This window comes from Streptococcus sp. UBA632, assembly GCF_002300045.1.
Lineage (GTDB): Bacteria > Bacillota > Bacilli > Lactobacillales > Streptococcaceae > Streptococcus > Streptococcus alactolyticus.
The window spans coordinates 1-26,735 of record NZ_DBPA01000043.1; the positions used below are offsets into that span (position 1 = coordinate 1).

The following is a 26,735-nucleotide window of genomic DNA, read 5'->3' on the forward strand; positions in this document are numbered from 1 at the left end:
CATAATATTGAAAAAGTTCCTAAACCTCTAAAATAGCAAACCAATCACGAACTACTGTCTCTTTTTTTAACTTCTGATTTCTAGCATATATGACAAATAAAAGTATTGCAAAAAAAGATTAGACAAGCAAAAAATTTGTTCAGGTGAACTGGGAATAATACTAATCTTTTCTAATAAAGAGCGACTCAAACCATTATTGATAATATATTTAGTCGCTGCTAAATAAACCGAACTATAAAATAAAACAGCTAAAAAATTAATGATAATCAGAATAAATTTAGCCAAATCAATATTTCTTAGACTTTTCATCACTGCCATCCTGTTAAGTCAAAATTACATACAGTCTCACTAGTCATAAATTCAACAGGAATAATAATCTCCTTATCCACTGACCTTTGTTTAAGTAAAGAATATCCTGTCTGTATAGCTCTTTTCCCCATGGTCAAAGGGGATTGGGCTACTGTTGCTTGAATTGAATTTGTTGTAGCTAATAGGTTCTTCATATCAGGGGAACCATCAACACCGTAGATTTTTATTGGAGTGCCTATATGTTTATTTTCAATTGCTGCTAGAGCACCGATAGCTACTTGATCATTAAGTGCCATTACTGTATCAAATTCCATACCTGAAGTAATTACAGATTCTACTTGCGGCATAGCAATTTCTGTTTGTCCTAAACAATCTCTTCGTTCAATCACTTGATAAGCGTCATTTCCTTCTATTGTATCTAAAAATCCATTGATACGTTCCACGGCAGATACCGCATCATTGTGCTCTAGTAACAAAATCTTAGCGTTAGATTTTATCTGCATTAAATTTTGAGCACATAGAACACCAGCTTGATAATTATCTGATACAATGGTCGTATCTACTGAAGAATCGTCTGATAATTGACTATCTACAACAACGATTTTAATACCGGCTTTTTTAGCATCCTTTAAAGCTTTTATCAATTTTGGACTATTAGCGCTAACAGGATTGATAATAATGATATCAACTTCTTTTTGGATAAATGAGTCAATTTGTTGTTTTTGTTTATCTACATCTAGAGCGGGATCTCTAGTGTACAAAATATCATTATTCTCTTTAACAACCTTTTCAATTTCGTTGTTTAATACCTTATAAAAATCATTATTCATCGTCATATAGGTGGCACCAATTTTGATGCGACTCGAATTTGAGGGAAATATTTTATAATTTAAATAAGAGCCAATTACTATCAAAAAACCAAAGATGGCGCTCACTAAAATACCTAAATTTTTTTGTTTTTTCATTCTATACCTTTTCAATAATCTCTGAAAAACCAATAATTATTTTATCTTAATTATAACATTTTTAAATTGTATATACAATTCAGTCAAAAAGTATAGATAACACTTAAACTTCAACTATCATCCAACAAAAAACAGCCCAAGTCAAAAACTTGAACTGTTTCATATTAAAACGGGAGTTCCTCTTCTTCTAGTACGAGGTCGGCTAGGTTGTTTGGGGTGTTGTTTTCTCGCATGGCACGTTTGGTGCGGCTTTCTAGTTACTGGAAAGAATGACATAGGACTTCGGTCACGTACTGCGTCTGTCCATTTTTATCGTATTTGCGTGTGCGAAGTTCGCCATCGACTGATATGAGGCTACCTTTTCCCGCGTAAGACGTTAGGGTTTCTGCCAAACGTCCCCAAACCACAAGGGAAATAAAATCCGCATCACGTTCCCCATTTTGCGATTTAAATCGTCTATTAACTGCCAAAGTCACGCGTGTGACTGATTTATCGTTTGGTGTTGTCACCAGCTCTGGTTGTACAGTCAGGCGACCAATCATAATAACTTTATTGTACATAAGCTTCCTCCTATCTTATTATTCGAAAAACAAGAGAAAAAAGAGCTGGAAACTCCAACTCCTTTCATTACTATTGAGCTTTCCAGTGTTTTTCTGGATCAAAGGCTTCGCCAACCACTGCTGTATCATCCAATTCAATGATCCCACGTTTTTGTGGCGCATTTGGAAGAGCCAATTCACGAGGTGAGCACATCATCCCAAAACTCTTTTCACCGCGAAGGGCACCTGGGAAAATCAAACTACCGTTTGGCATCATTGCACCTGGAAGAGCAACAATAGTTTTTAAGCCAACTGCTGCATTTGGCGCTCCTGCAACAATTTGAACGGTTTTATCATCTGAGATTTTCACTTGGCAAATATTCAAGTGGTCACTGTCTGAATGAGCAGCCATTTCTTTGATTTGACCAACGACAAATTTTGGTGATGGGTCATTTTCCAATTGCTCGCTGAAGTCTTCTTTTGTCAATTCAGCGTTAAGGGTTGCCACATCTTGGTCAGACAAGGTCACTTGACCCTTACCACTAATCGCAATCAAGCTTGACACATCAAAAATATTCCAAGCAACTGTTTCACCATTTTTTTCAAGAAATACGCGTGATACCTTGCCTTTGCGTTCGTAATCAAGCTTAGCACCCTTGCTATCTTTGACAATCACCATAAGGACATCACCGACGTGTTCTTTGTTGTACGTAAAAATCATTTTCTCTCCTATTTCAATTCAGCTAAAAAGCTGTTAATTTCTGCTCTGGTTTTGCGTAATTTGTTGACTAAACGCCCGATTTCTTTGCCATTTTCGGTCACTACAAAACTTGGAATACCAAAAATATCCCAGCGTTGTGCGACTTCCATAAATTCGTCACGATCAACACGGACAAAGGTAAATTCAGGATTTTCAGTTTCAATCTCTGGCATGACAGGATAGATAAATTGGCAATCTGGGCACCAATTTGCCGTAAAAAAGAAAACCACTTTGCCAGGTTTTTCCAAATAAGTCGCCATTTCTTCATAAGACGCTGGACTAATCATTTTTTCTCCTCCACATAGCTAATGTCACCCCTTTGGTGAACAAATCGAAAAGTACGACCATCTGTCAGGACAACACCACCTGTCGTTGTTGTTTTGTCAGACTCAAAATGATTCACATAAAGAACCAAAATAGAACCAAGCTGACTAAAACAATCACGCACTTCTCTTTTAACTCTTTCTTGCCGTTTCTTTTCCTGTTGCTTGCTTAACATTGTGCTAAAGGCGATAAGACCAGTCACTCCCACCACACTAGAGCCCAAAAGGAAACTGCTTTTTTTACTTATCATACGCTTTATTTTACCATTTTTATGCTAAAATAGAAAATATAGAATCGAGGTTTTTATGTCAGAATTATTTTCTAAAATAAAAGAAGTTACAGAACTTGATGGTATTGCAGGCTATGAGTACAACGTTCGAGACTTTTTACGTTCGAAAATCACGCCACTAGTTGATGACGTGCAAACAGATGGTCTGGGCGGTATTTTTGGAATCAAAAACTCTGATGCCAAAGAGGCTCCACGTATCATGGTGGCCTCTCACATGGACGAAGTCGGTTTTATGGTGAGCGACATCAAAGCAGATGGGACAATGCGTGCCGTGGGTATCGGCGGCTGGAACCCTTTGGTTTTGAGTTCGCAACGTTTTACCCTTTACACTCGTGAAGGTCGTGCCATTCCAGTTGTATCTGGTTCTGTTCCACCACATTTTCTTCGTGGGGCAAATGGCTCTGCATCACTTCCAAAAATCGATGACATTATTTTTGATGCTGGATTTGCAGACAAGGCAGAAGCAGAAAGCTTTGGTGTCCTTCCTGGTGATATCATTGTACCAAAATCAGAAACCGTCCTTACGGCTAACCAAAAAAATGTGATTTCTAAAGCTTGGGATAATCGCTTTGGTATTTTAATGATGACTGAATTGCTCGAAAGCCTTAAAGGAAAACGCTTGGACAACACCCTTATCGCTGGGGCAAATGTTCAAGAAGAAGTTGGGCTGCGTGGGGCACACGTGTCAACAACCAAATTCAAACCTGAACTCTTCTTTGCCGTTGATTGTTCACCTGCGGGAGATATTTATGGCAACCAAGGTACAATTGGCGACGGAACCCTTTTCCGTTTCTACGACCCAGGCCACATCATGCTAAAAAATATGCGTGATTTCCTTTTGACAACTGCCGAAGAAGCTGGTATCAAATACCAATATTATCCTTCTAAAGGGGGAACAGACGCTGGTGCTGCCCACCTTCAAAATGAGGGTATCCCATCAACAACTATCGGTGTTTGTGCCCGTTACATTCACTCACACCAAACCCTTTACGCTATGGATGACTTCTTACAAGCCCAAGCCTTCTTACAAGCTATTGTTAACAAATTAGACCGCTCAACTGTTGATTTAATCAAAAATTATTAGAGAGGAATGAAGGAAGCATGAAAATTGGATTTATCGGAGTTGGTAAAATGGCCTCTGCCATTATCAACGGACTCAAGACAACATCGCATGACATTATCATTTCAGGGTCATCACTAGCTCGCTCACGCGAAATAGCTGAGCAGCTAAATGTAACGGCAGCACCATCACACCAAGAACTCATTGACCAAGTGGATTTGGTTGTCCTTGGTATCAAGCCACAAATGTTTGAACCTGTTCTTTCCGAACTTCATTTTCATCAACCTATTCTATCAATGGCTGCAGGTGTCACCTTGGAGCGTCTTGGCAAATTAACAAGCCCTGAACTGCCCTTGATTCGCATCATGCCAAATATCAACGCACAAATTTTAAAAAGTACAACGGCTATTTGCATCAATGAACACGTTTCTGAAGAACTGCTCACAAGCGCTAAAGAAATCACGGACAGTTTTGGTACAACATTTGACATACCAGAAAAAGATTTCGACACCTTTACAGCCCTTGCTGGTTCTAGTCCAGCCTACATTTACCTATTTATCGAAGCGCTCGCCAAAGCGGGTGTCAAATACGGTATTCCAAAGGGAAAATCATTAGAAATTGTCACACAAACGGTCCTAGCCAGCGCTGAAAATTTGCTGCAAGGGGCTGATAGCCCACACGATTTGATTGATAAAATCTCAAGTCCTGGTGGTACAACTATCGCAGGATTGCTTGACCTTGAAAAAACAGGTTTAACAGCTAGCGTCATCTCTAGCATTGATGCCACAATTGATAAAGCCAAAAACTTATAATAGTCAAAAAGCTGAGCGAAAGCCCAGCTTTTTTTATAACAATAACATGAAAAGCACACCCAAAGCATTGTTAATAAAATGAACAGCTATCGTGTACTCGAGCTTTTGCGTACGGTGATAAATGAGAGCGAGAACCAACCCCATACCGCCATAAATAATCCAACTTCCAAGGTCAGTCGGCATGTGCAACAAGCCAAACAAGAAAGAACTTAACAAAACACCAAGGTAAGAATTGTTAAAGACCTTTCCTAAAATCAGCCCTCGCATGACCGTTTCTTCCACAATCGGTGCAGTAATCACCGTCAACGTAATTAGCAATATTGGCGACATACCAACTTGCTCAATCGCTGCTTGATTGCCTGTATTGGCGTCAAGGCCTTTTTCCAAAACCAAAATGACACCACCAATATATTTGACAACCGTCAAGGCCGTAAAGCCAATAAGAATGATTTTCCAAGCCTGCCAGGTTTTTAAATCCTCCAACTGTTTCAAAAAACCAACACGCCTAGCAACGTAAATCGTAAAAATTGACACCACCAGCAAAGCCAAAGTAATTCCCAAAGTTTGGTTGAATGGTTGGTTAGCTCTAATAAAAACCGTTGGCAATTGTTCTAAAAAAATCAGAGCAAAAGCCAAGAAAAAATAACCCACGGCCGTTACAAATCGTTTCATTTCATCATCTCTCCTAACATCCTGTTTCGTACTATTGTAAACAAAATCCAGCCCAAAAACAATCCAAACAACTGCAAAAAAGCTGACCCAAATGGGCCAGCTTTAATGGTCTTATCATATTTAATAATTGATAACTTCGTTAGTTGCGTTTTTAAAACGCTCAACATCACGCGCAATCACGAGTTCCTCATCTGTTGGGATGACCATAACTTTCACGCGTGCTTGATCCGTTGAAATCACGCCATAAGCACCTGGTACATTCTTAGCAGGATCAATATCCACACCAAACCAAGTCATGCCAGCAATAATATCCTCACGCACGACATCTGAATTTTCACCAATACCAGCCGTAAAGATAACTGCATCTGCGCCATTTAACACAGCAAAGTACTGCGCAATGTATTTTCGCAAACGGTCGATATACATATCATAAGCTAACTCGCAATTAGCATCTCCAGCTTCTTTGCCAGCAAGAATATCACGCATATCACTTGATTTTTCAGAAACACCAAGAAGCCCTGACTGACGGTTTAGCACTGTTCGAATGTCGTCAGACGTATTGAGTTCAGGATCTGAATCCATTAAGAAAGCAATCACACCAGGATCAATACTTCCTGAACGTGTCCCCATCATGGTACCACCAAGCGGTGTCAAGCCCATTGACGTATCAACCGATTGACCGCCCTTAACCGCAGTAACTGAAACCCCATTACCAATGTGGCAAGTAATCAATTTCAACTCTTCCAATGGTTTTCCAAGGACTTTGGCAGCTTCTTGGGCGACGTATTGATGACTAGTCCCGTGTGCTCCATATTTACGTACCTTGTATTCTTTGTAGTAGCGGTTCGCAATTGGGTAGCGATAAGCGACTTTTGGCATTGATGTGTGAAAAGCCGTATCAAAAACAACGACACTGGTAATATCTGGCAAAAGCTCTTTAAAGGCTTTGATACCAAGGACTGCTCCAGGGTTGTGTAGAGGAGCCAAAGTTGACAACCCTTCCACTTTTTGAATGACATCATCCGTCACCAATGCAGACTCTTTAAAATATTCGCCACCAGCCACAACACGATGTCCGACACCGTCAATTTCGTCATAGCCTGTGATAATAGCCATCAAAATCAAATTATCCAACAAAATTTTAACAGCTGCCGTATGGTCTGGAATATCTCTTGTTTCTGAATGAGTTTTCCCTTTGAATTTAACCGTAGAAATCCCACAAGAAAGACCAATACGCTCAACTAACCCTTTTGCAATAACCTCTTCTTCTGGCATATTGTATAATTGCCATTTTAGACTTGAGCTTCCTGCATTGATAGAAATCGTTTTTGCCATAACTTTACCTCTAAAGCGCTTTCTTAATATAACTCATTCTATCATATTTTTTTAGAAAAGCCTATTGTCTTTTTTCCAATTTTGAAATTCTTTTACAAAATCTTCCAAAACAGCTTGTTCTTTCAAATCTACCAAGGGGTAAACAAAAGTTTCCACTGGATGAGTGGATTGTTTTTTGAAAACAAAGATGGACTTGGTGCTGGCTGCACTACCAAATAAGGTTTCAGGCAAGGTAATGACCGCAATCACATCTGCATAGCCTTTTAACCACTCTTTAAGCAAATCACTCTGTGGACTTGTCAACAAATCAGACGGTGCTAAAAAGATAGCCAAACCATCTTTTTTCAGGTATTTCAAAGATTGCTCCATTAACAAATGGTGAGCGTAGGTGTGTTCTTTGCTGCTAGCCACTTGGTAACGTTTAGCAATGGCATCATTAGGATAAAAACCGACTGGTAAATCACTAATAATCACATCGCTTTCTTTTAAAATTTGTGGGCGTACAGCATCCTCTTGGATAAACTGAGCAGATGAGCCCATCACTTCAGCGATACTAGCAGATAAATCAATCAATAAATCATCCACTTCAATACCAAGATAGTTCAGGGTTTTGGAACTGTTTGTTAATAAAGTTTCAGCCAAATTTCCCGTTCCACTACCGATTTCTAACACATCAACCGTATCAGGGGCTGTTAAGCTTTCTACTAAAAATAGTAAGATAAATCCCACGCTATCTGGTGTGAATTGGTGATTGGCTTGTAATTGCTCGGTTTGAGCTGCCTTAATGAAAATAAATTGAAAGGCTCTACGCCACTCTTCCTGACTTAATTGCAATTGACGTAGTTTGTCATTATTTGCAGCTACTTCCTCACTTGCACCTTCTTCTCCAAGATAAAACGAGTTTTGTTCAATCAGGGCATCGTAAAGATGTGTTTTCAACTCATTTTCAATCAATTGGATATTTTCTAAAATGAAATCGTAGGCTTGTTCGATTTTTTCAAAATTCATAGCTTCCTCCGCACGTTTTATCATATCAAAAAATAAGAAAAATGGGAAGAAGTCACCTTTTTCAAAAAAAGTCACTAATCATTTTCATCATTTCTGTGAAATTGGTATTGAAATTCTTTCTGATTGGCTAAGGTGACGGTGATATGAATATGCTGACCTTGAATGTGATATTGAGCCTTGCCTTTGTCAAAATGCATTTGTCCTGAATGTTCCTTGGCAAACTTATCCACTACTTTTGCCATCAGATAAGCCTGACTTGAGGCTCGCTGCGCTTGGTGTTTTTGCTCAACTGCTACCACGCGCCCCAAATAAAACTGCAAAACCAAGGCAAATACAGCTACCATGAGCAAAGAATACAGCAAAATACCAGCCTTAACCTTCCGTCTTAAAAGTGTAAACAAATTCTCTCTCCATACGATTTTTGAAGCCAAGTTTGATCGTTACTTGCTGACCGTCTTGTGATATGCTCGATGATTGCAAGCCAAAAAGCATGGGTTGGTAACCACGACCAGAAGCGTTTGTTTTGCGAAAATCATGGCTGTTAGATTGACCAAAAGCTAGGTGCTGATTGGCTTTAGTGACATACAGTTTATTAGATGCTACTCTGTCTAATTGGCACCCCTCTAGTTCCGAGCGTAATTGCTGGGAAAATAAAAGCCACTCTTCTTCCTGATTGTTGGATAGGTAGTGGATATTGGCTTTGACCGAACATGCTAAACCGTCATAAACCAAGACCGTTCCTGCGATAACCAGCAACGCCACCAAGCATTCTAAAAGGGTGAATGCTTTTAGTCTAGTCTTTTTTAATGTGTAATATCCGTTTTTTTCCTTCATAAACTAAAAGCTCACCTTCTTGTTCTACAATGCTGACCTCAACCCCATTGATTGCCAAATGACCTTGTTCTGTTTGAATCGCCATTGTTGCCACATTTAATACTGCTTGTTGGTGCAGGCTTGCTTGCATCTGTTGCCTGCTTTTGGTGACTTCTCCCAAAACAAGACTGGTAATGGTCGCCATTAAGCCCAAGGCAACTAAACTCTCAAGGAGTATGTAGGCGGCTACTCTCTGTTTTTTTATATTTACCACTCCCTAAATACAATTGATAATAAATCTCTTTGTCTTGTAATTGAAAAACAACCTTGCCCAAAGATGAATTGCCCCCTTCCTTGCTCAATACAATCTGCTCGGTATCTCCCACTTTTACCTGACGTGGAAGGCTCACCTTAGACACGCCATTTGAAATCGCATCTTCTGAAATAGTCAAAGTCATTGCTCTTTGGTTAACGTTGGCTAGCGTTTGCGTATCGCGATAAAGATTTTCAAACGATAAAAAGAACAAGGTTTCTTCCACACTTTGAAAAATACCGTTTAGCGAACCCGACAAACTCATGACCATAAAACACGTTATGCCCAAAGTCACCAAGGATTCCAAAATGGTAAAAGCTGGAACACCTTTATTGCTTAGTTTTGCGATAGGTTTCGGCTTGATCATCTGTAATATAACCCGCTTTAACAAGTTGTTCAATGCTTGGTTTCTCACCTTCTTTGAGTTCATAAAGCGATAGCTGACTTTCTACCACCTTGACCACTGCCTTGTTACCTTTTTCACGCACCGCATCTTTTTGATTGCTTAAATTTGGTACAAAAAGCAACATCAAAACGCTAATAATAAGCAAAACAATTAACATTTCCACCAGAGTGAATCCACGAACAGTCTTTCTACGCCATTTAGCTAATCTATTTTTCATTAAAAATACCCTCCCATATTTTGATACATTGGCAACAACATCGCTACGTAAATCAAGACAATCACCAAAGCCACAAAGATAAAGACTAGCGGTTGAATCAACTGGGTTGCTTGGTTCATTTTGCCAAAGAAACGTTGCCAGGTTTCCTCGGCGTAAATGTCTAATTCACTGCCTAATTTTGATTTGATTTCACCGTACTCAATCATCAGTCCTAGTTCTGTCAGAAAAAAAGGATAATCCAATACTTTTTGATGAAAGGCTTGCCCTGACAGTAAAGCTTCTTGCATATCTTGCCCAATTTCTTGAAACAAGCGTGATTTTTGTTGCTGCATAATCGCCACAATGTCAATCAACTCAACACCTTGACCGATGAGATTGCCCCATTCCCGTGCGTAATAAGCCGTCAAATACAACCGAATGGTATTTCCAATAAAAGGAAGGCGACTGAGTTGACTGTACACCCGAATGCGAGGCAAGCGTTTTTGGTAAAGATAAAGCGCAAGAACCACGAGCGTAATCATCACAGTTCCCACTAAAAACAGCAGGGGAAAATGCTGAATCAACTGAGTGGCTAGATTGCTACCTTCCAGTTGTGGCAATAAATAATGATTTAGCCCCACCATAATCAACACAAGGAAGCCAAGTAACATGACAGGGTAGGTCATAACCTCGAGCAATTTCTTTCTCACGGCACCCATGCTAGTTAGATAGGCATCAATTTTTACAAGGCTCCTTTGACTATTGCCGTGAATATCCGCCAAAGCCATCTGCGTTACAATCGTATCAGAGAAACCTAGCTGGGACATCATGAGCGATAGATTACCTCCAGCCAATAAGCTATTTTGCATCACATCGATATAATCAGCCTCCAGCAGCTGACTACGTCTTAGAAAGGACAGAATTTCCGACAAATGAAATCCACTATGAAACAAATTATTAAATAACTGAATGAGTTTTCGTTGTTTGCTAAAGGGTAATTTTTTCAATGGCCGCTTGTTCTTTGGAAAGATGTCCTTGTGCAACCAACTGGTCCATTTTTTGATTCCAGTTGCTTGGCTGGTGCTCTTTAAATCTATCTTTTGCAACATCTATCACACCTCCTCCCCCAATTAACCGTTGGTAAACCACTGCGTGCAGACTATTCTCCAACTCTTGCTGACTGATACCTAATTCCAATAAACGCGCATAAACACCTGAAATGCTTTTAGCATGAATGGTCGAAAATACCACAGCTCCTGTTAAACTGGCCCTAATAACCGCGTGTGCCGTATCGCTATCACGAATTTCTCCGATAATGAGAATATCTGGTCGATGCCGCAAGGACAATTTGATCAGCTCATCGTAAGTCATGCCTATTTCATCGTTTAATTGCAGCTGCAACATATTATCCTGCTGAATTTCCACAGGATCTTCGATGGTAATGACTTGTTTATCTGGAAATTTTTCCTGAACCAACTGATACATCAGCGTGGTTTTTCCACTACCAACTGGACCTGAAAAGAGATAAAGTCCCCTACCATTGACAACAGATAAAGCTTCCTCTAGCCCATCAAACCAATAATGGAGAGATTTTTGACCATAATAAAGCAAACGAATTACCAAACTCTCTCGACCGCGGTAGTCCCCGACACTTGATAAACGTAGCGAGATTTGCTCATCTTCTGCAAAGGTGTAGTCGCACGAACCTAGTTGGCTACGACGCTTTTCCCCAACGTCTATGCCTGCGACAAATTTAAAATGGCTAATCAGGTTAGTCATTTTGTCAGCATCAAAGCAATCTATCAATTCCTTGTCATTACCTAGCCGATAATAGACTTCATAGCGGTTTTGCCTAGGTAGGATATAAATATCTTGAGCAGCTTTAGCGACCGCATTTGCTATGATAGCTTTTGCTAAATCTTGAATCATAAAAACCTCCTCATCTCATTATTCGAAAAAAGAAAGGTATCATGGCCATTTAGCCAAAAACAAAAAAGATAGCTAAGCTACCTTCTTCGTTTATATAAAGAATAAGCATTGCCTACTCCATTAAATACATTTAGTAAGACAATGCCTCTTTTGATAACTCACGACCATCTTCGAGTATAACAATGGAATGGTACTGTTGCAAGTAGCTGCCACACATCTCACACCAGCGTTGGTCCTCTTGGTTCCAAAAAGCTGCTTGAAAATTGTCATGGCATTTACAACTTGGTAAATATGATTTGAGTGTTTGGCATTCTTGTTGGTAAAAAGCACGTGCTTCTTCAAAATCATCAAAGCATTTTGTTTCTATGATGTCTTCCTGCCAATTTTCCAATGACCACCAGGGTTCCCAGTCGCCATATATTTTTACAACTTGATACATTTACCTCACTTCCTTTTAAGATTTATTATATAAAAATTAACGCTATTTTAAAAAATTTTTGCTTATTTATCATGATTACAAAAAAAGAGAGAACGAATCGTTCTCTCTTTTGGGTTTTATTCAGCACTTGTGATGATTTCTTCTTCCACCACAACATCTACTTCTTCAGTAGGTTCAAGCTCATTAACAGCTTGTGGTTCTATATTGCGGTAACGTGCCATACCTGTACCAGCTGGGATAATCTTACCGATGATAACATTTTCTTTAAGACCAAGAAGATGATCTTTCTTACCACGTATAGCGGCATCTGTAAGAACACGAGTTGTTTCTTGGAATGATGCTGCTGACAAGAATGAATTTGTTTCAAGGGAAGCTTTGGTAATACCCATCAAGACTGGACGTGATGTCGCAGGAATACCACCAGCAATAACGATATCTTTGTTGGCATCTGTAAAGTCTGAGATGTCCATCAAAGTACCTGGAAGCAATTCTGTATCACCTGGATCCATGATACGAACTTTACGAAGCATTTGGCGAACCATTACTTCGACGTGTTTGTCACCGATTTCTACCCCTTGGCTACGGTAAACTTTTTGTACCTCAGCAAGAAGGTAGGTTTCAACTGACAAGGTGTCACGAACTTCAAGCAAGCGTTTTGGTTGGATAGAACCTTCAGTCAATGGGGCACCACGGTGTACTTCGTCACCGACAGCTACTTTCATGCGAGCTGTAAATGGTACCACGTATTCACCTGTACCTGTTTTACCTTGTACAAAGACTTTCTTCGTACGTGTTGCGGCATCTTCTTCGATGTCAACAACAGTACCCTTAACTTCTGTGATGACCGCTTCCCCTTTAGGATTACGGGCTTCAAAGATTTCTTGGATACGAGGAAGACCTTGTGTGATGTCGGTATTTGACGCTACACCACCCGTGTGGAAGGTACGCATAGTCAACTGTGTACCAGGTTCACCGATAGATTGAGCGGCGATTGTACCAACAGCTTCACCAACTTCAACGGCATCGCCTGTCGCAAGGTTGATACCATAACAGTGGCGGCAAACACCGTGGCGAGTATTACATGTAAATACTGAACGGATGGTTACTTCTTCAACACCAGCTTTAACAATAGTAGCAGCCAAGTCTTCTGTGATTAAAACATCAGGACCAACAATGACTTCGCCTGTTTCTGGGTGTTTAACAGATTTCTTAGTGTAACGACCAACAAGACGTTCTTCAAGTGTTTCTGTCACTTCTTTTCCGTCTGTAATGGCGCTGATTACAAGACCACGGTCAGTTCCACAGTCGTCTTCACGAATGATAACGTCTTGGGCAACGTCAACCAAACGACGTGTCAAGTATCCAGAGTCAGCAGTCTTAAGGGCTGTATCAGTCATACCTTTACGCGCACCGTGAGTTGAGAAGAACATTTCCAAAACAGACAAACCTTCACGGAAGTTAGATAGGATAGGCAATTCCATGATACGTCCGTTCGGAGCGGCCATCAAACCACGCATACCGGCAAGTTGTGAGAAGTTAGAGATATTACCACGGGCTCCTGAGTCCATCATCATAACGATTGGGTTCTTAGGATCTTGTGTTTCAATCAGACGTTGTTCCAACTCTTCTTTTGCTTCACGCCAAGTTGTCGTAACCGCAACATAACGTTCATCGTCAGTGATAAGACCACGACGGAAGGCTTTGTTAATTTGTTCAACTTTCGCGTGAGCGGCATTGATGATTTCTTGTTTGTTATCAATAACTGGGATATCGGCAATACCCACTGTCAAACCAGCAAGGGTTGAGTGGTAGTAACCGAGGTCTTTCAAACGGTCAAGGAAAGCAGATGTTTCTGTTGTACGGAAACGTTTGAAGATTTCAGCAATGATATTTCCAAGATTTTTCTTCTTGAATGGAATGTTTGTTTCAAGGTTATCAATGACAGATTGGATTTCTTGACCTGGTGCCAAAAAGTATTTATCTGGTGTTTTTTCAGTCAAGTTAGCGTTGTTTGGCTCTTGAAGGTATGGTAGATCATCAGGCATGATAGCGTTGAAGAGGATTTTACCAACTGTTGTCACCATGATTTTATGTCTTTGTTCATCTGTCCATGGTTTGTTTGGCATACTATCAACAGCGATACCAACACGTGAATGCAAGTGAACATAACCATTGCGGTAAGCCATAATCGCTTCGTCACGGTCTTTAAAGACCATACCTTCCCCTTCACGACCTGGATCTTCCATTGTCAAATAGTAGTTACCAAGAACCATATCTTGAGATGGGGTTACGACTGGTTTACCATCTTTAGGGTTAAGGATGTGTTCTGCGGCCAACATAAGAAGACGTGCTTCTGCTTGCGCTTCTTCTGAAAGCGGCACGTGGATGGCCATTTGGTCACCGTCAAAGTCGGCATTGTAGGCCTCACAAACAAGTGGGTGAAGACGAAGGGCTTTACCATCGATAAGGACTGGTTCAAATGCTTGGATACCCAAACGGTGAAGAGTCGGTGCGCGGTTAAGAAGTACTGGGTGTTCTTTAATGACTTCTTCAAGAATATCCCAAATGCGTTCGTCACCACGTTCAACCATACGTTTAGCAGCTTTTACGTTACCAGCGTAGTCACGCGCTACAATTTCACGCATAACAAATGGTTTGAACAATTCGATAGCCATTTCACGTGGCACACCACATTGGTACATTTTAAGTGTTGGACCTACAGCGATAACAGAACGACCTGAGAAGTCAACACGTTTACCAAGCAAGTTTTGACGGAAACGACCTTGTTTACCTTTAAGCATGTGGCTCAAAGATTTCAATGGACGGCTACCAGGACCTGTGATTGGACGACCACGACGACCATTGTCGATAAGGGCATCAACCGCTTCTTGCAACATACGTTTTTCGTTTTGCACGATGATACCAGGGGCATTCAATTCAAGCAAACGAGCCAAACGGTTGTTACGGTTAATTACACGACGGTAAAGGTCATTCAAGTCTGATGCCGCAAAACGTCCACCATCCAATTGAACCATTGGACGCAGATCTGGTGGAATAACTGGCAAGATGTTAAGTACCATCCATTCTGGTTTGTTACCAGATTTGTAGAAGGCATCTAACACATCCAAACGACGAACAGCTTTGATACGTTTTTGACCAGTAGCCGTTTTCAATTCTTCTTTTAATTCAGCGATTTCAGATTTTAAATCAACGCGTTTAAGAAGGTCTTGGATGGCTTCAGCACCCATTTTCGCAACAAATGAGCCTTGTCCATATTCTTGTAATTTTTCACGGTATTCGCGCTCAGTCAAAAGTGATTTTGGTTCAAGCGGTGTATCTTTTGGATCAATAACAACGTAAGCTGCGAAGTAGATAACTTCTTCAAGAGCACGTGGGCTCATGTCCAATGTAAGCCCCATACGTGATGGAATACCTTTGAAATACCAGATGTGAGAAACGGGTGCTTTCAATTCGATGTGTCCCATACGTTCACGACGAACTTTAGCACGTGTTACTTCAACACCACAGCGGTCACAAATAATCCCTTTGTAACGAATACGTTTGTATTTACCACAAGCACATTCCCAGTCTTTTGTTGGACCAAAGATAACTTCGTCAAAAAGTCCTTCACGTTCGGGTTTGAGCGTACGATAATTGATTGTTTCAGGTTTTTTAACTTCACCATAAGACCATGAGCGGACTTTGCTTGGTGAGGCTAATGTGATTTGCATACTTTTAAAACGATTTACGTCAACCACTAGATTTACCTTTCTTTATGTTCTTTGAAAATAGCCAAGCTACTTTCTTAAATGCGACAACTTACAAAGAAAACTTCATAAGCTTTTTATCTCTGTTTTAGCACACCATCAATACTATGGAAAGCTAAGAAAGCTTCCCATAGCCTGACTGGCTTTATTTTTCTTCAGATTCTTCTTTGATAGATGCTTCTGCTTTTTCGGCTTCTTGTTTTTGACGTGCTTTTTCAAGGTCATCAACGTGCATGACATCATCATCTTCACCTTCGTCAAGATCACGAAGTTCTACTTCGTTGTCATCTTCGTCAAGCACGCGCATATCAAGACCAAGAGATTGCAATTCTTTGACAAGAACTCGGAATGATTCTGGCACACCTGGTTTTGGAATTGGCTTACCTTTAGTGATGGCTTCATAAGCTTTAAGACGTCCGGTCACGTCATCAGACTTGTAAGTCAAGATTTCTTGAAGGACATTTGATGCACCATAGGCTTCCAATGCCCAAACCTCCATCTCACCAAAACGTTGTCCACCAAATTGTGCTTTACCTCCAAGAGGTTGTTGGGTAACGAGTGAGTAAGGACCTACTGAACGAGCGTGAAGTTTATCATCAACCATGTGGTGAAGTTTGATCATGTACATGATACCCACAGACACACGGTTATCAAATGGTTCACCTGTACGTCCGTCATAAAGAACGGTTTTGGCATCGCTGTCCATACCAGCTTCACGAACGGTATCCCAAAGGTCGTCAGAAGTTGCCCCATCGAAAACTGGAGTCGCAATGTGAATACCAAGGTTACGCGCAGCCATACCAAGGTGAAGTTCCATAACTTGTCCGATGTTCATACGAGATGGCACCCCAAGTGGGTTCAACATGATATCAACTGGTGTTCCGTCTGGAAGGTAAGGCATGTCTTCAACTGGAACGATACGAGAAACAACCCCTTTGTTTCCGTGACGACCGGCCATTTTATCTCCAACTTTGATTTTACGTTTTTGAGCGATGTAAACACGAACCAACATGTTAACACCTGATTGTAATTCATCACCGTTAGCACGTGTAAAGATTTTAACGTCACGAACAACACCATCACCACCGTGTGGCACACGAAGTGACGTATCACGCACTTCACGTGATTTATCACCAAAGATAGCATGAAGAAGGCGTTCTTCAGCAGAAAGATCTTTCTCACCTTTAGGTGTCACTTTACCAACAAGGATATCCCCTTCTTTAACCTCAGCACCGATACGGATAATACCCATTTCGTCAAGGTCTTTCAAAGCTTCTTCACCGACGTTTGGAATTTCACGAGTGATTTCTTCAGGGCCAAGCTTTGTATCACGTGTTTCTGATTCAAATTCTTCCAAGTGAACAGATGTGTAAACATCTTCTTTAACCAGACGTTCACTCATGATAACCGCATCCTCGAAGTTATACCCTTCCCAAGTCATGTAAGCGACAATTGGGTTTTGACCAAGAGCCATTTCACCTTTTTCCATTGAAGGACCGTCAGCGATAAAGTCACCTTTTTCAACGATATCTCCAACTTTAACAAGGGTACGTTGGTTGTAGGCTGTACCTGAGTTTGAACGACGGAATTTTGTAATGTGGTAAACATCAAGTGAACCATCTTCACGACGCACTTCTACTTTTTCAGCGTCTGAGAAGACAACGCGTCCATCGTGTTTTGCGATAACGGCAGCGCCTGAATCGTGGGCTGCTTGATATTCCATACCTGTACCAACATATGGTGCATGTGGGTCAATCAACGGAACGGCTTGACGCTGCATGTTGGCACCCATGAGGGCACGGTTTGAGTCATCGTTTTCAAGGAAAGGAATACATGCTGTCGCAACGGCAACTACCTGTTTAGGAGAAACGTCTACGAAATCAACAACGCTTGCTGGGAACTCTTGGTTATTACCTTGGTGACGTCCCATAACGATGTCTTCAGCAAATGTACCGTCTTCGTTTAGTTTTGAGTTTGCTTGTGCAACAGTGTACTCATCTTCTTCATCGGCAGTCAACCAAACGATTTCGTTTGTGACAACACCTGTCGCACGGTCAACTTTACGATACGGTGTTTGGATGAAACCATATTTGTTCAAGTGTCCGTAAGTTGACAAGTTGTTGATCAAACCGATGTTAGGTCCTTCAGGGGTTTCAATCGGACACATACGACCATAGTGAGTGTAATGCACGTCACGAACTTCGTAACCTGCACGGTCACGTGTCAAACCACCAGGTCCTAAGGCAGACAAACGACGTTTGTGTGACAACTCAGAAAGTGGGTTGTGTTGGTCCATGAACTGTGACAACTGTGAAGAACCGAAGAATTCTTTAACCGCAGCTGTTACAGGACGGATGTTGATGATTTGTTGTGGTGTCAAGACTTCGTTATCTTGAACAGACATACGTTCGCGAACGTTACGTTCCATACGAGCAAGACCAATACGGAATTGGTTAGCCAACAACTCACCAACGGCACGGATACGACGGTTACCAAGGTGGTCGATATCATCCACTTTACCAAGACCTTCTGCAAGGTTCAAGAAGTATGACATTTCTGCCAAGATATCCGCTGGTGTAAGGGCACGCACTTTATCATCAGGGTTTGCGTTACCAACGATTGTTACCACGCGGTCTGGGTCAATTGGTGACACCACTTTGAATTTTTGAAGCACAACTGGCTCAGTAACAACAGCGTAATCGTTTGGTGTGTAAACGAATTTGTTAAGGTCACCGTCCAATTGGTCAGCGATAGAATCAATCACATCGCGGGTCATAACAGTTCCTGCTTCAACAAGGATTTCCCCTGTTTCAGCATCAACCAAATTTTCAGCGATTGTTTGATTCAACAAACGTGTTTTAAGGTTTAATTTTTTATTGATTTTGTAACGACCAACAGCTGCCAAGTCGTAACGACGTGGGTCAAAGAAACGAGCTACAAGCAAGCTACGCGAGCTGTCAGCAGTTTTTGGTTCACCTGGACGAAGGCGTTCGTAAATTTCTTTGAGGGCTTCGTCTGTACGTGAATCCGCTGGGTTTTTGTGAATGTCTTTTTCGATGGTGTTGCGGACAAGTTCGCTATCACCAAAGATATCCATGATTTCATCATCACCTGAGAAACCAAGGGCACGCACAAGTGTTGTAAATGGAATTTTACGCGTACGGTCAATACGAGTGTAAGCAATGTCTTTTGAATCTGTTTCTAATTCAAGCCAAGCACCACGGTTAGGAATAACCGTTGAACCGTATCCAACCTTACCATTTTTATCCACTTTGTCATTGAAATAAACACCAGGAGAACGAACCAACTGAGAAACGATGATACGTTCACCACCATTGATGATAAAGGTTCCCATTTCAGTCATGATTGGGAAATCACCAAAGAAAACTTCTTGGGTTTTAATTTCGCCTGTTTCTTTGTTAATCAAACGGAAAGTGACAAAAATTGGTGCTGAATAAGAGGCATCGTGGATACGAGCTTCCTCAAGCGTATACTTAGGCTCTTTTAACTCGTAACCAACAAATTCAAGTTCCATAGTATCTGTAAAGTTACTAATTGGAAGCACATCTTCAAAAACTTCTCTTAATCCATTATCCAAGAAGTCTTTAAAAGAATCTGTCTGAATTTCGATCAAGTTTGGTAAATCAAGAACTTCCTTAATTCTTGAAAAGCTACGACGTGTACGGTGTTTCCCGTACTGAACTTCATGTCCTGCCAAAGTGTATTACTCCTTCATTAAAATACAGAGGTCAATCGACGCTTGACGGCTTTGTTTTGTTTGTTTAATAACCACACAAAACCCTAGCATTGACCCAACTAGCTCTAGAATACGTTGCCGTATTCTGCCAAAGTTGTCCTTAATGTGAATTTTTAGAATTTTTAAATATAGGTTACAAATGCTGTATTCTTCCAAAATTAAGCACAAAAAGAGCAGCTAAATCTAACACCATTAAGAGTGATTTAACTGCTGCAAACCTTAGTTGGACAATATTTCAACTAAGGTAGACGACAAATAGTTGACACTATTATACCTTATTTTTGATTTTTTTGCAAGTGATATGTTAGTTGCTACTTGTTGTGGTAATAGAAGAATTATGCAGCAAACTATCCCAAGCTTTGGTGTAGTCGCTGTCGGTACCACCGATGGCAAATTTATAAGTCATATTACCTGCTCCATTTTTCGCCCAATAGCTTGTCGTGGTTTCGCCATTAACCAAGAGTGGACGTCCATTAACCGTTACAGTTCCTGGCTGCAATCCTGTCGCTTTTAGGACGGTTGATTTGATAACGCTAGAAGATAGGGAGTACTTGTCATTGACCCCTATTGCGCTCGAATCGGCATTGTAAATGGCATTGACCAGATAAGCCATGTATTGCGCATTGTACTTGTAACCCGTGCGGGAATCCATAGACGTGTTGTCATCATTTCCTGCCCAACCACCTAAAGTGATTTTTGGCGTTGACAACATGAGCCAAACATCGGTGTAGTTGTCTGTCGTTCCCGTTTTTCCTGTCCAATCAGCACTTGCTGCCGTTTGATTCAAGTCTTTCAAATCATTGTAAAATTCTGTCGTAGCCCCACCTGTGACCACTTCTTTCAACAATTGATTCAAAATGCTTGCCGTCGCTTCTGAGAAGACACGAACAGGATTGGCCTTGTGTTGGTAAATAACCTGACCTTTATTGTCAGTGATGCTATCAACCAAGTACCCTTTGAGGTAAACACCACCATTTGAAATCATCTGGTAGGCATTGACTTGCTGAAGAACAGTTGTTTCAATACCACCACCCAGCGGTAAACTTTCAATATTGTAATTGTCGATATCGTATCCCATTTTCTTCATGTAAGATTCCACATCAACATTATTGTTTAACAACATTTGGTAAGTCCAATAAGCTGGGATATTCCAAGACGTGTTCAAAGCTTCTTGCAAGGTAATCATTTCTGTTCCGACATCATTATCGTGCATAATGGCTTGACCACTTGAAAATGACGTAGGGTAGTTTGACAACATGCTGGCACTACCCAAAAGGCCTTGATCAATGGCAATACCATAAGCGATAATTGGCTTGATACTTGACCCTGGTGAGCGAGCGGTGTCAAAGGCGTGGTTATTTTGGTTTGTTGTGTAATTCCTTCCTCCGACAAATCCTAAGATAGCTCCCGTATCATTAGCCATCAAGACATTACCAACTTCGACCATTTTAGCATTATCTTGGTCAAGCGTACTGCCGTACTGTGCCACGGTATTTTGCATGGCATCATAAATCGACTTGTTAATCGTCGTCTTAACCGTGTACCCACCTTGTTGCAAGGTTTCTAGAGCTAATTCTTTGTACGATTCTTTAGTAGTATCGTTTTTAAGCTCTTGGTCAGAAACCCCATTTTGCTTAATCAAGTAGTTATACATGATGTCTTTAGCTTCACTGAGAACCGCATAGTAAAGGAAGTCGTGCTCATTGGTTGTGGCTGATTCTGACGGAATGAAGTCTTGGCTCACATCATAAGCCTTGTACTCTTCGTACTCGGATTCCGTTAGGTAGCCCGCACGGTACATATTGTAAAGAACATCTTGTTGACGAGATAAGCCGTAAGCTAAATTGTCCTTGTCTTTTAATTGCCCTGTTGCTGTATAAGGTGAATAGACAATCGGACTTTGTGGCAAACCAGCTAGAAAGGCTGCCTGAGGCACCGTCAAATCTTTAGCCGACACGCCAAAGATACCCCTTGCTGCCTCTTCAATCCCAGCAATATTTTCACCTTTATTATTGCGACCAAATGGCGACACATTTAAATAATCCGTCAAAATCTCATCTTTGTTGAGGTAACGTTCCAAAGCCAAAGCGTAAATAATCTCACGCGACTTGCGTTTAAAGGTCGGATCATCTCCCAGCACCTGTTGTTTAATCAATTGCTGCGTAAGAGTCGAGCCACCGCTGGTTTCGCCCAACCCCAAAACAGATGCCAAGGTTGCCCGAAAAACAGCTTTAGGCACTACCCCATCATGGTTTTCAAAATTTTCATCCTCAGTCGCAATGATGGCTTTCTTGACATTATCAGAAATAGCACTGCTCTCAACAGGGGTCCGCAACAAATCCGTGTCAATACTTGCAATCGAGCTACCATTAGAATAAGTCATCTCAGACACCCGACTCAAGGATGTTACTTGTTGAACCAAGGTATCCTTATCAGGTACCTTAACCGAGTCAATCTGACTAGCCAGATAACCAAAGGCAATCCCTATGCCCAACATACCAAATAAAATAATAATAATATAAAAAAAGTCAGCTAATAGTTTGAAGGTTCTTAAAATGACAGAGCCCAACTCTAACAAACCAAACGACTGACGTGGTTTTTTTCTCTTTTTCTTAAACATTCAAATACCTCATTATCCATTATACCAAACTTTGATAAAGCTTGCATAGAGGGATAATATTTTGATATAATAGCCTGTAAACTATACTATTTTCAACGAAGGAGAACGCTCATGAATATATTCGAAGAATTAAAAGAACGTGGCTTAGTTTTTCAAACAACTGATGAAGAAGCCCTTGTCAAAGCATTAACAGAAGGGCAAGTATCCTATTATACTGGTTATGACCCAACTGCTGACAGCTTGCACCTTGGGCACTTGGTGGCTATCCTCACGTCACGCCGTCTTCAATTAGCAGGGCACAAACCTTACGCTCTTGTTGGTGGGGCAACTGGCTTGATTGGTGACCCATCATTTAAAGACGTTGAACGTAGCCTACAAACCAAAGAAACCGTTGACAGTTGGGTGGTTAAAATTCAAAATCAATTATCCCGCTTCCTTGATTTTGACAATGGTGACAACAAAGCAGTCATGGTAAACAACTACGATTGGTTTGGGCAAATCAGCTTCATCGACTTCTTGCGTGATGTCGGAAAATACTTTACAGTCAACGCCATGATGAGCAAAGAATCTGTAAAAAAACGTATTGAAACAGGGATTTCTTACACAGAATTTGCTTACCAAATCATGCAAGGCTACGATTTCTACGAATTAAACGACAAATACAACGTAACACTCCAAATCGGTGGGTCAGACCAATGGGGTAATATGACAGCTGGTACAGAATTATTGCGTCGTAAAGCTGATAAAACTGGCCATGTGATGACTGTTCCACTTATCACCGACTCAACTGGTAAAAAATTCGGAAAATCAGAAGGTAACGCCGTTTGGCTTGATGCTGACAAAACATCACCATACGAAATGTACCAATTCTGGCTCAACGTCATGGACGATGATGCTGTTCGTTTCTTGAAAATTTTCACTTTCCTTTCATTGGAAGAAATTGCGGACATTGAAAAAGAATTTAACGCTGCTCGTCACGAACGTTTGGCCCAAAAAATCTTGGCGCGCGAAGTGGTAACCTTGGTTCACGGCGAAGAAGCTTACAAAGAAGCCTTGAATATCACAGAACAACTATTTGTAGGAAACATCAAAAACCTTTCAGCAAAAGAATTGAAACAAGGGCTTAACAACGTGCCAAACTACGCTGTTCAAGCTGACGACAATCTTAATATTGTTGAGATTTTAGTGGCAGCAAAGATTTCACCTTCAAAACGCCAAGCACGCGAAGACGTTCAAAACGGAGCCATTTACCTCAATGGTGAACGCATCCAAGATTTGAACTACACGCTTTCAGAAACCGATAAAATCGACGATGAATTAACTGTTATCCGTCGTGGTAAGAAAAAATACTTCGTCTTGACTTACTAATTTATCCTGACTCTAAGAAGACCGTTTGGTCTTCTTTTTTGTGGCTGCCCTTTTTGAGTGAGGTCAAAATACACTCTTTCACATTTATTTGTTATAATAATCTTTAATATGTTAAAAGGATTATTATATGGCTATTATTGAAAAAGCTCCCGCGAAGATTAATTTAGGATTGGACATTGTCGGGCGTCGCTCTGACGGCTATCACGACTTGTCTATGATTATGGTCAGCGTGGATTTAAACGACTACATCACAGTATCTGAAATAGATGACAATGCCATTATCGTTGAATCGAACAATCATAAAATGCCACTCAACGATAAAAACGATGTGTTTAAGGCTGCCAAACTCATTCGTGAAGCCTACCACATCTCCTCTGGCGTCAAGATTGAATTGCAAAAATCTATCCCGATTTGTGCAGGTTTGGGAGGCGGGTCAACCGACGCCGCTGCTACGATTCGTGCCCTCAACCAATTATGGCAACTCCACTTATCCAAACAAGAAATGGTCGCAATCGGACTTGAAATCGGTACAGACGTGCCGTATTGTCTAGAGGCGGGGTGTGCTTTTGTGTCTGGAAAAGGGGAAATCGTTGAACACCTCGACCACCACCCTTCAGCTTGGGTAGTCTTGGTCAAACCTGATTTTGGCATCTCCACTCGAACCATTTTTCCTGAAATCGATTGCCAAACCATCTCAAGAGTTGATATTGCTTCTTTAAAAGAAGCCATCTTGACAGGCAATTACAAGCAAATGATTGCAAACATGGGCAATTCCCTCGAGGACATTACCATCAAACGCAAACCATTTATCCAAAAAATCAAACAACGAATGCTCAGTTGTGGAGCCGACGTCGCCTTGATGTCGGGCAGCGGACCAACTGTATTTGCCTTGTGCCAATCAGAAAAGAAAGCCAATCGTATCGTGAACAGCATGCGTGGATTTTGTAATGAAGTTTACAAGGTGCGGATGTTGTAGTGTAAAGGGTCAACTCATTGATTCTTTTTTTCTTTTTTGATATAATTAACTGGTTAATTATTATTGCAGCAGACGAAAGGGTGTGAAAAAATGCCAATCGCAAACCAAGTTGACCATTTGGTTAATCAAATCTTGTTAAAAGCAGAAAACCAACACGAATTGTTATTTGGGTCTTGCCAAAGTAACGTGTCCCTTACCAATACGCAGGAGCACATTTTGATGCTATTGTCACAGGAACGCCTGACCAATTCAGAATTGGCAAAACGCTTAAATATCAGCCAGGCGGCTATTACAAAGGCCACAAAATACCTTGTCACAAAAGGCTTATTGGCTAGCGTTAAAAACAAGGAGGACGCTAGAGTCACTTATTTTGAATTAACCAATAGTGCCAAACCCATTGCTCAAGAACATATGCACCATCATGACAGCACTATTGCTGTTTATGAAAAACTGCTCGGGCAATTTTCTGAAAATGAGCAAGCTGTGATTACCCGCTTTTTAGACATCTTTTTAGTCGAATTGGAAAGGGAAGCATGAGATACATTACTGTAGAAGATTTATCGTTTCAATATGACAGTGAACCTGTTTTAGAAGGCATTCATTACCACTTAGACAGCGGCGAATTTGTCACCTTGACAGGAGAAAATGGTGCTGCTAAATCAACCTTGGTTAAAGCAACTTTGGGCATTTTATCTCCTAAAAGCGGTCGTGTGACCATTTCAAAGAAAAACAAGGACGGAAAAAAACTACGCATTGCCTACTTGCCGCAACAAATTGCCAGTTTTAATGCTGGTTTTCCTTCGACCGTCTATGAATTTGTATCATCTGGCCGTTACCCACGAAACGGTTGGTTCCGCCGTTTAACCCAGCACGACGCCGAACACATCAAAACTAGCTTAGAATCTGTTGGTATGTGGGAAAACCGCCACAAACGCATTGGTAGCCTCTCAGGTGGTCAAAAACAACGCATTATCATTGCTCGTATGTTTGCTTCAGACCCTGATATTTTCGTCTTTGATGAGCCCACAACAGGTATGGACGCAGGAACAACCGAACGCTTTTACGAACTGATGCACCACAGTGCCCACCAACACGGAAAGGCTGTTTTGATGATTACCCACGACCCCGAAGAACTCAAAAAATACGCTGACCGCAACATCCACTTGGTACGCAACCAAGAAACCAGCTGGCGTTGCTTTAACGTTCACGATAACGGTGGGAAGGAGCAAGTCTAATGGCCGAAATTTTATCTTATGATTTTATGCAGCGAGCCATTCTAGCTGTCATTGCAATTAGTGTTTTCGCCCCTATTTTGGGCATCTTCCTTATCTTACGACACCAAAGCTTAATGAGCGATACCTTAAGCCACGTATCCTTAGCAGGAGTTGCCTTGGGAATTTTACTAGGAGTTTCAACCACCTGGTCAACCGTCATTGTGGTCACCATTGCAGCTGTTATTTTAGAATACCTGCAGACCGTTTACAAGCACTATATGGAAATCTCCACCGCGATTTTGATGTCGCTCGGTTTGGCTATCGCACTCATTGTCACAAGTAAATCAGACAATGGAAATGTCAATTTGGAACAGTACTTGTTTGGTTCGATTATCACTATCAATTCAGGACAGGTTATCGCACTCTTTGCCATTGCCATCTTAGTCCTCATTTTGACAGTTCTGTTCATTCGCCCAATGTACATTTTAACCTTTGACGAAGAAACAGCTTTTGTAGATGGCCTACCTGTGCGCCTCATGTCAGTCTTGTTTAACATTGTCACTGGAATTGCCATCGCCTTGACCATCCCAGCTGCTGGGGCACTTTTGGTGTCAACCATCATGGTTCTCCCAGCAAGTATCGCGATGCGCCTAGGGAAAAACTTCAAATCCGTTATCTTCATCAGCATTATCATCGGCTTTATTGGCATGATAACAGGGATTATGGCCTCATATTATTGGGAAACACCCGCTAGTGCAACTATCACCATTATCTTTGTCGCTATCTTCCTCCTCGTCAATATCTCTAACCTCATCCAACACCGCCTCAATTTCAGATAAAAAAGCAGTGAACTGATCTGACCCC

25 protein-coding genes and 1 pseudogene are annotated in these 26,735 nt (G+C 41.1%); 7 read left to right on the forward strand and 19 right to left on the reverse strand.

The window, feature by feature from the left end:
* Positions 1–308: 308 nt before the first annotated feature.
* From B3473_RS05610 to B3473_RS05630, 5 genes and pseudogenes are all read right to left on the reverse strand, one after another.
* Entirely contained in the window at positions 309–1,274 is a 966-nt protein-coding gene (locus tag B3473_RS05610; protein ID WP_293677861.1) for a sugar ABC transporter substrate-binding protein, read from the reverse strand.
* Between the two features lie 164 nt (positions 1,275–1,438).
* Positions 1,439–1,834: pseudogene (locus B3473_RS05615) on the reverse strand (single-stranded DNA-binding protein).
* A 70-nt stretch (positions 1,835–1,904) separates the two neighbouring features.
* A complete protein-coding gene (ytpR, locus tag B3473_RS05620) occupies positions 1,905–2,534 on the reverse strand; it encodes a YtpR family tRNA-binding protein (RefSeq protein ID WP_154454136.1) in 630 nt (209 codons plus the stop codon).
* 8 nt (positions 2,535–2,542) lie between these two features.
* The gene (locus tag B3473_RS05625) at positions 2,543–2,860 is read right to left on the reverse strand and encodes a thioredoxin family protein (protein ID WP_168261077.1); all 318 of its coding nucleotides are present in this window, start codon (positions 2,858–2,860) and stop codon (positions 2,543–2,545) included.
* Complete coding sequence (locus B3473_RS05630) at positions 2,857–3,147, reverse strand: DUF4651 domain-containing protein (protein ID WP_154454138.1); 291 nt, start codon at positions 3,145–3,147, stop codon at positions 2,857–2,859. The genes B3473_RS05625 and B3473_RS05630 overlap by 4 nt, the downstream gene beginning before the upstream one ends.
* Positions 3,148–3,202: 55 nt before the next feature.
* Here B3473_RS05630 and pepA point away from each other — a divergent pair, with 55 nt between their 5' ends.
* Positions 3,203–4,270: a glutamyl aminopeptidase gene (pepA, locus tag B3473_RS05635; protein ID WP_154454139.1), complete on the forward strand. Its 1,068-nt coding sequence runs from the start codon at positions 3,203–3,205 to the stop codon at positions 4,268–4,270.
* Between the two features lie 17 nt (positions 4,271–4,287).
* A complete protein-coding gene (gene proC / locus B3473_RS05640) occupies positions 4,288–5,058 on the forward strand; it encodes a pyrroline-5-carboxylate reductase (RefSeq protein WP_154454140.1) in 771 nt (256 codons plus the stop codon).
* 33 nt (positions 5,059–5,091) lie between these two features.
* Here the strand turns inward: proC and B3473_RS05645 are convergent, their stop codons facing one another.
* The 14 genes from B3473_RS05645 to pbp1b form a co-directional block, all read right to left on the reverse strand.
* Entirely contained in the window at positions 5,092–5,730 is a 639-nt protein-coding gene (locus B3473_RS05645; protein ID WP_154454141.1) for a CPBP family intramembrane glutamic endopeptidase, read from the reverse strand.
* A gap of 120 nt (positions 5,731–5,850) precedes the next feature.
* On the reverse strand, positions 5,851–7,065 hold the full coding sequence (locus B3473_RS05650; RefSeq protein ID WP_154454142.1) for an acetate kinase: 1,215 nt from the start codon (positions 7,063–7,065) through the stop codon (positions 5,851–5,853).
* A gap of 51 nt (positions 7,066–7,116) precedes the next feature.
* Positions 7,117–8,073, reverse strand: a complete 957-nt coding sequence (locus tag B3473_RS05655; RefSeq protein WP_154454143.1) for a class I SAM-dependent methyltransferase — start codon at positions 8,071–8,073, stop codon at positions 7,117–7,119.
* Positions 8,074–8,147: 74 nt separating this feature from the next.
* Positions 8,148–8,474 (reverse strand): competence type IV pilus minor pilin ComGG, encoded by a 327-nt coding sequence (gene comGG / locus B3473_RS05660; RefSeq protein ID WP_154454144.1) that lies wholly within the window; start codon positions 8,472–8,474, stop codon positions 8,148–8,150.
* Positions 8,446–8,907, reverse strand: coding sequence for a competence type IV pilus minor pilin ComGF (gene comGF / locus B3473_RS05665; RefSeq protein WP_154454145.1), 462 nt, complete (start codon positions 8,905–8,907; stop codon positions 8,446–8,448). The genes comGG and comGF overlap by 29 nt, the downstream gene beginning before the upstream one ends.
* Entirely contained in the window at positions 8,867–9,091 is a 225-nt protein-coding gene (gene comGE / locus B3473_RS05670; protein ID WP_264879593.1) for a competence type IV pilus minor pilin ComGE, read from the reverse strand. Before comGE ends, comGF begins: the two co-directional genes overlap by 41 nt.
* 22 nt (positions 9,092–9,113) lie before the next feature.
* Positions 9,114–9,566, reverse strand: coding sequence for a competence type IV pilus minor pilin ComGD (comGD, locus tag B3473_RS05675; protein WP_154454146.1), 453 nt, complete (start codon positions 9,564–9,566; stop codon positions 9,114–9,116).
* Positions 9,529–9,822: a competence type IV pilus major pilin ComGC gene (gene comGC / locus B3473_RS05680; RefSeq protein ID WP_235280789.1), complete on the reverse strand. Its 294-nt coding sequence runs from the start codon at positions 9,820–9,822 to the stop codon at positions 9,529–9,531. The genes comGD and comGC overlap by 38 nt, the downstream gene beginning before the upstream one ends.
* Positions 9,822–10,907, reverse strand: coding sequence for a competence type IV pilus assembly protein ComGB (comGB, locus tag B3473_RS05685; RefSeq protein WP_373875644.1), 1,086 nt, complete (start codon positions 10,905–10,907; stop codon positions 9,822–9,824). The genes comGC and comGB overlap by 1 nt, the downstream gene beginning before the upstream one ends.
* Positions 10,789–11,730 carry a competence type IV pilus ATPase ComGA gene (comGA, locus tag B3473_RS05690; RefSeq protein ID WP_293677872.1) on the reverse strand — a complete coding sequence of 314 codons (942 nt, stop codon included), beginning with the start codon at positions 11,728–11,730 and terminating at the stop codon, positions 10,789–10,791. The genes comGB and comGA overlap by 119 nt, the downstream gene beginning before the upstream one ends.
* Before the next feature lie 130 nt (positions 11,731–11,860).
* Positions 11,861–12,169, reverse strand: coding sequence for a DUF1033 family protein (locus B3473_RS05695; protein ID WP_154454148.1), 309 nt, complete (start codon positions 12,167–12,169; stop codon positions 11,861–11,863).
* A gap of 116 nt (positions 12,170–12,285) precedes the next feature.
* The gene (gene rpoC, locus B3473_RS05700) at positions 12,286–15,927 is read right to left on the reverse strand and encodes a DNA-directed RNA polymerase subunit beta' (protein ID WP_167829244.1); all 3,642 of its coding nucleotides are present in this window, start codon (positions 15,925–15,927) and stop codon (positions 12,286–12,288) included.
* Positions 15,928–16,081: 154 nt separating this feature from the next.
* Entirely contained in the window at positions 16,082–19,654 is a 3,573-nt protein-coding gene (gene rpoB, locus B3473_RS05705) for a DNA-directed RNA polymerase subunit beta (RefSeq protein ID WP_154454150.1), read from the reverse strand.
* 343 nt (positions 19,655–19,997) lie between these two features.
* Entirely contained in the window at positions 19,998–22,313 is a 2,316-nt protein-coding gene (gene pbp1b / locus B3473_RS05710) for a penicillin-binding protein PBP1B (RefSeq protein ID WP_293677875.1), read from the reverse strand.
* A gap of 111 nt (positions 22,314–22,424) precedes the next feature.
* Here pbp1b and tyrS point away from each other — a divergent pair, with 111 nt between their 5' ends.
* The 5 genes from tyrS to B3473_RS05735 all read left to right on the forward strand — a co-directional run bounded on the left by tyrS (position 22,425) and on the right by B3473_RS05735 (position 26,710).
* Entirely contained in the window at positions 22,425–23,681 is a 1,257-nt protein-coding gene (gene tyrS / locus B3473_RS05715) for a tyrosine--tRNA ligase (protein WP_154454152.1), read from the forward strand.
* A gap of 127 nt (positions 23,682–23,808) precedes the next feature.
* On the forward strand, positions 23,809–24,657 hold the full coding sequence (gene ispE, locus B3473_RS05720) for a 4-(cytidine 5'-diphospho)-2-C-methyl-D-erythritol kinase (protein ID WP_154454153.1): 849 nt from the start codon (positions 23,809–23,811) through the stop codon (positions 24,655–24,657).
* Positions 24,658–24,747: 90 nt separating this feature from the next.
* Positions 24,748–25,194 carry a zinc-dependent MarR family transcriptional regulator gene (locus B3473_RS05725; RefSeq protein WP_154454154.1) on the forward strand — a complete coding sequence of 149 codons (447 nt, stop codon included), beginning with the start codon at positions 24,748–24,750 and terminating at the stop codon, positions 25,192–25,194.
* On the forward strand, positions 25,191–25,892 hold the full coding sequence (locus B3473_RS05730) for a metal ABC transporter ATP-binding protein (RefSeq protein ID WP_154454155.1): 702 nt from the start codon (positions 25,191–25,193) through the stop codon (positions 25,890–25,892). Before B3473_RS05725 ends, B3473_RS05730 begins: the two co-directional genes overlap by 4 nt.
* Positions 25,892–26,710 (forward strand): metal ABC transporter permease, encoded by an 819-nt coding sequence (locus B3473_RS05735; protein ID WP_154454156.1) that lies wholly within the window; start codon positions 25,892–25,894, stop codon positions 26,708–26,710. Before B3473_RS05730 ends, B3473_RS05735 begins: the two co-directional genes overlap by 1 nt.
* The last annotated feature ends 25 nt before the right edge of the window (positions 26,711–26,735 follow it).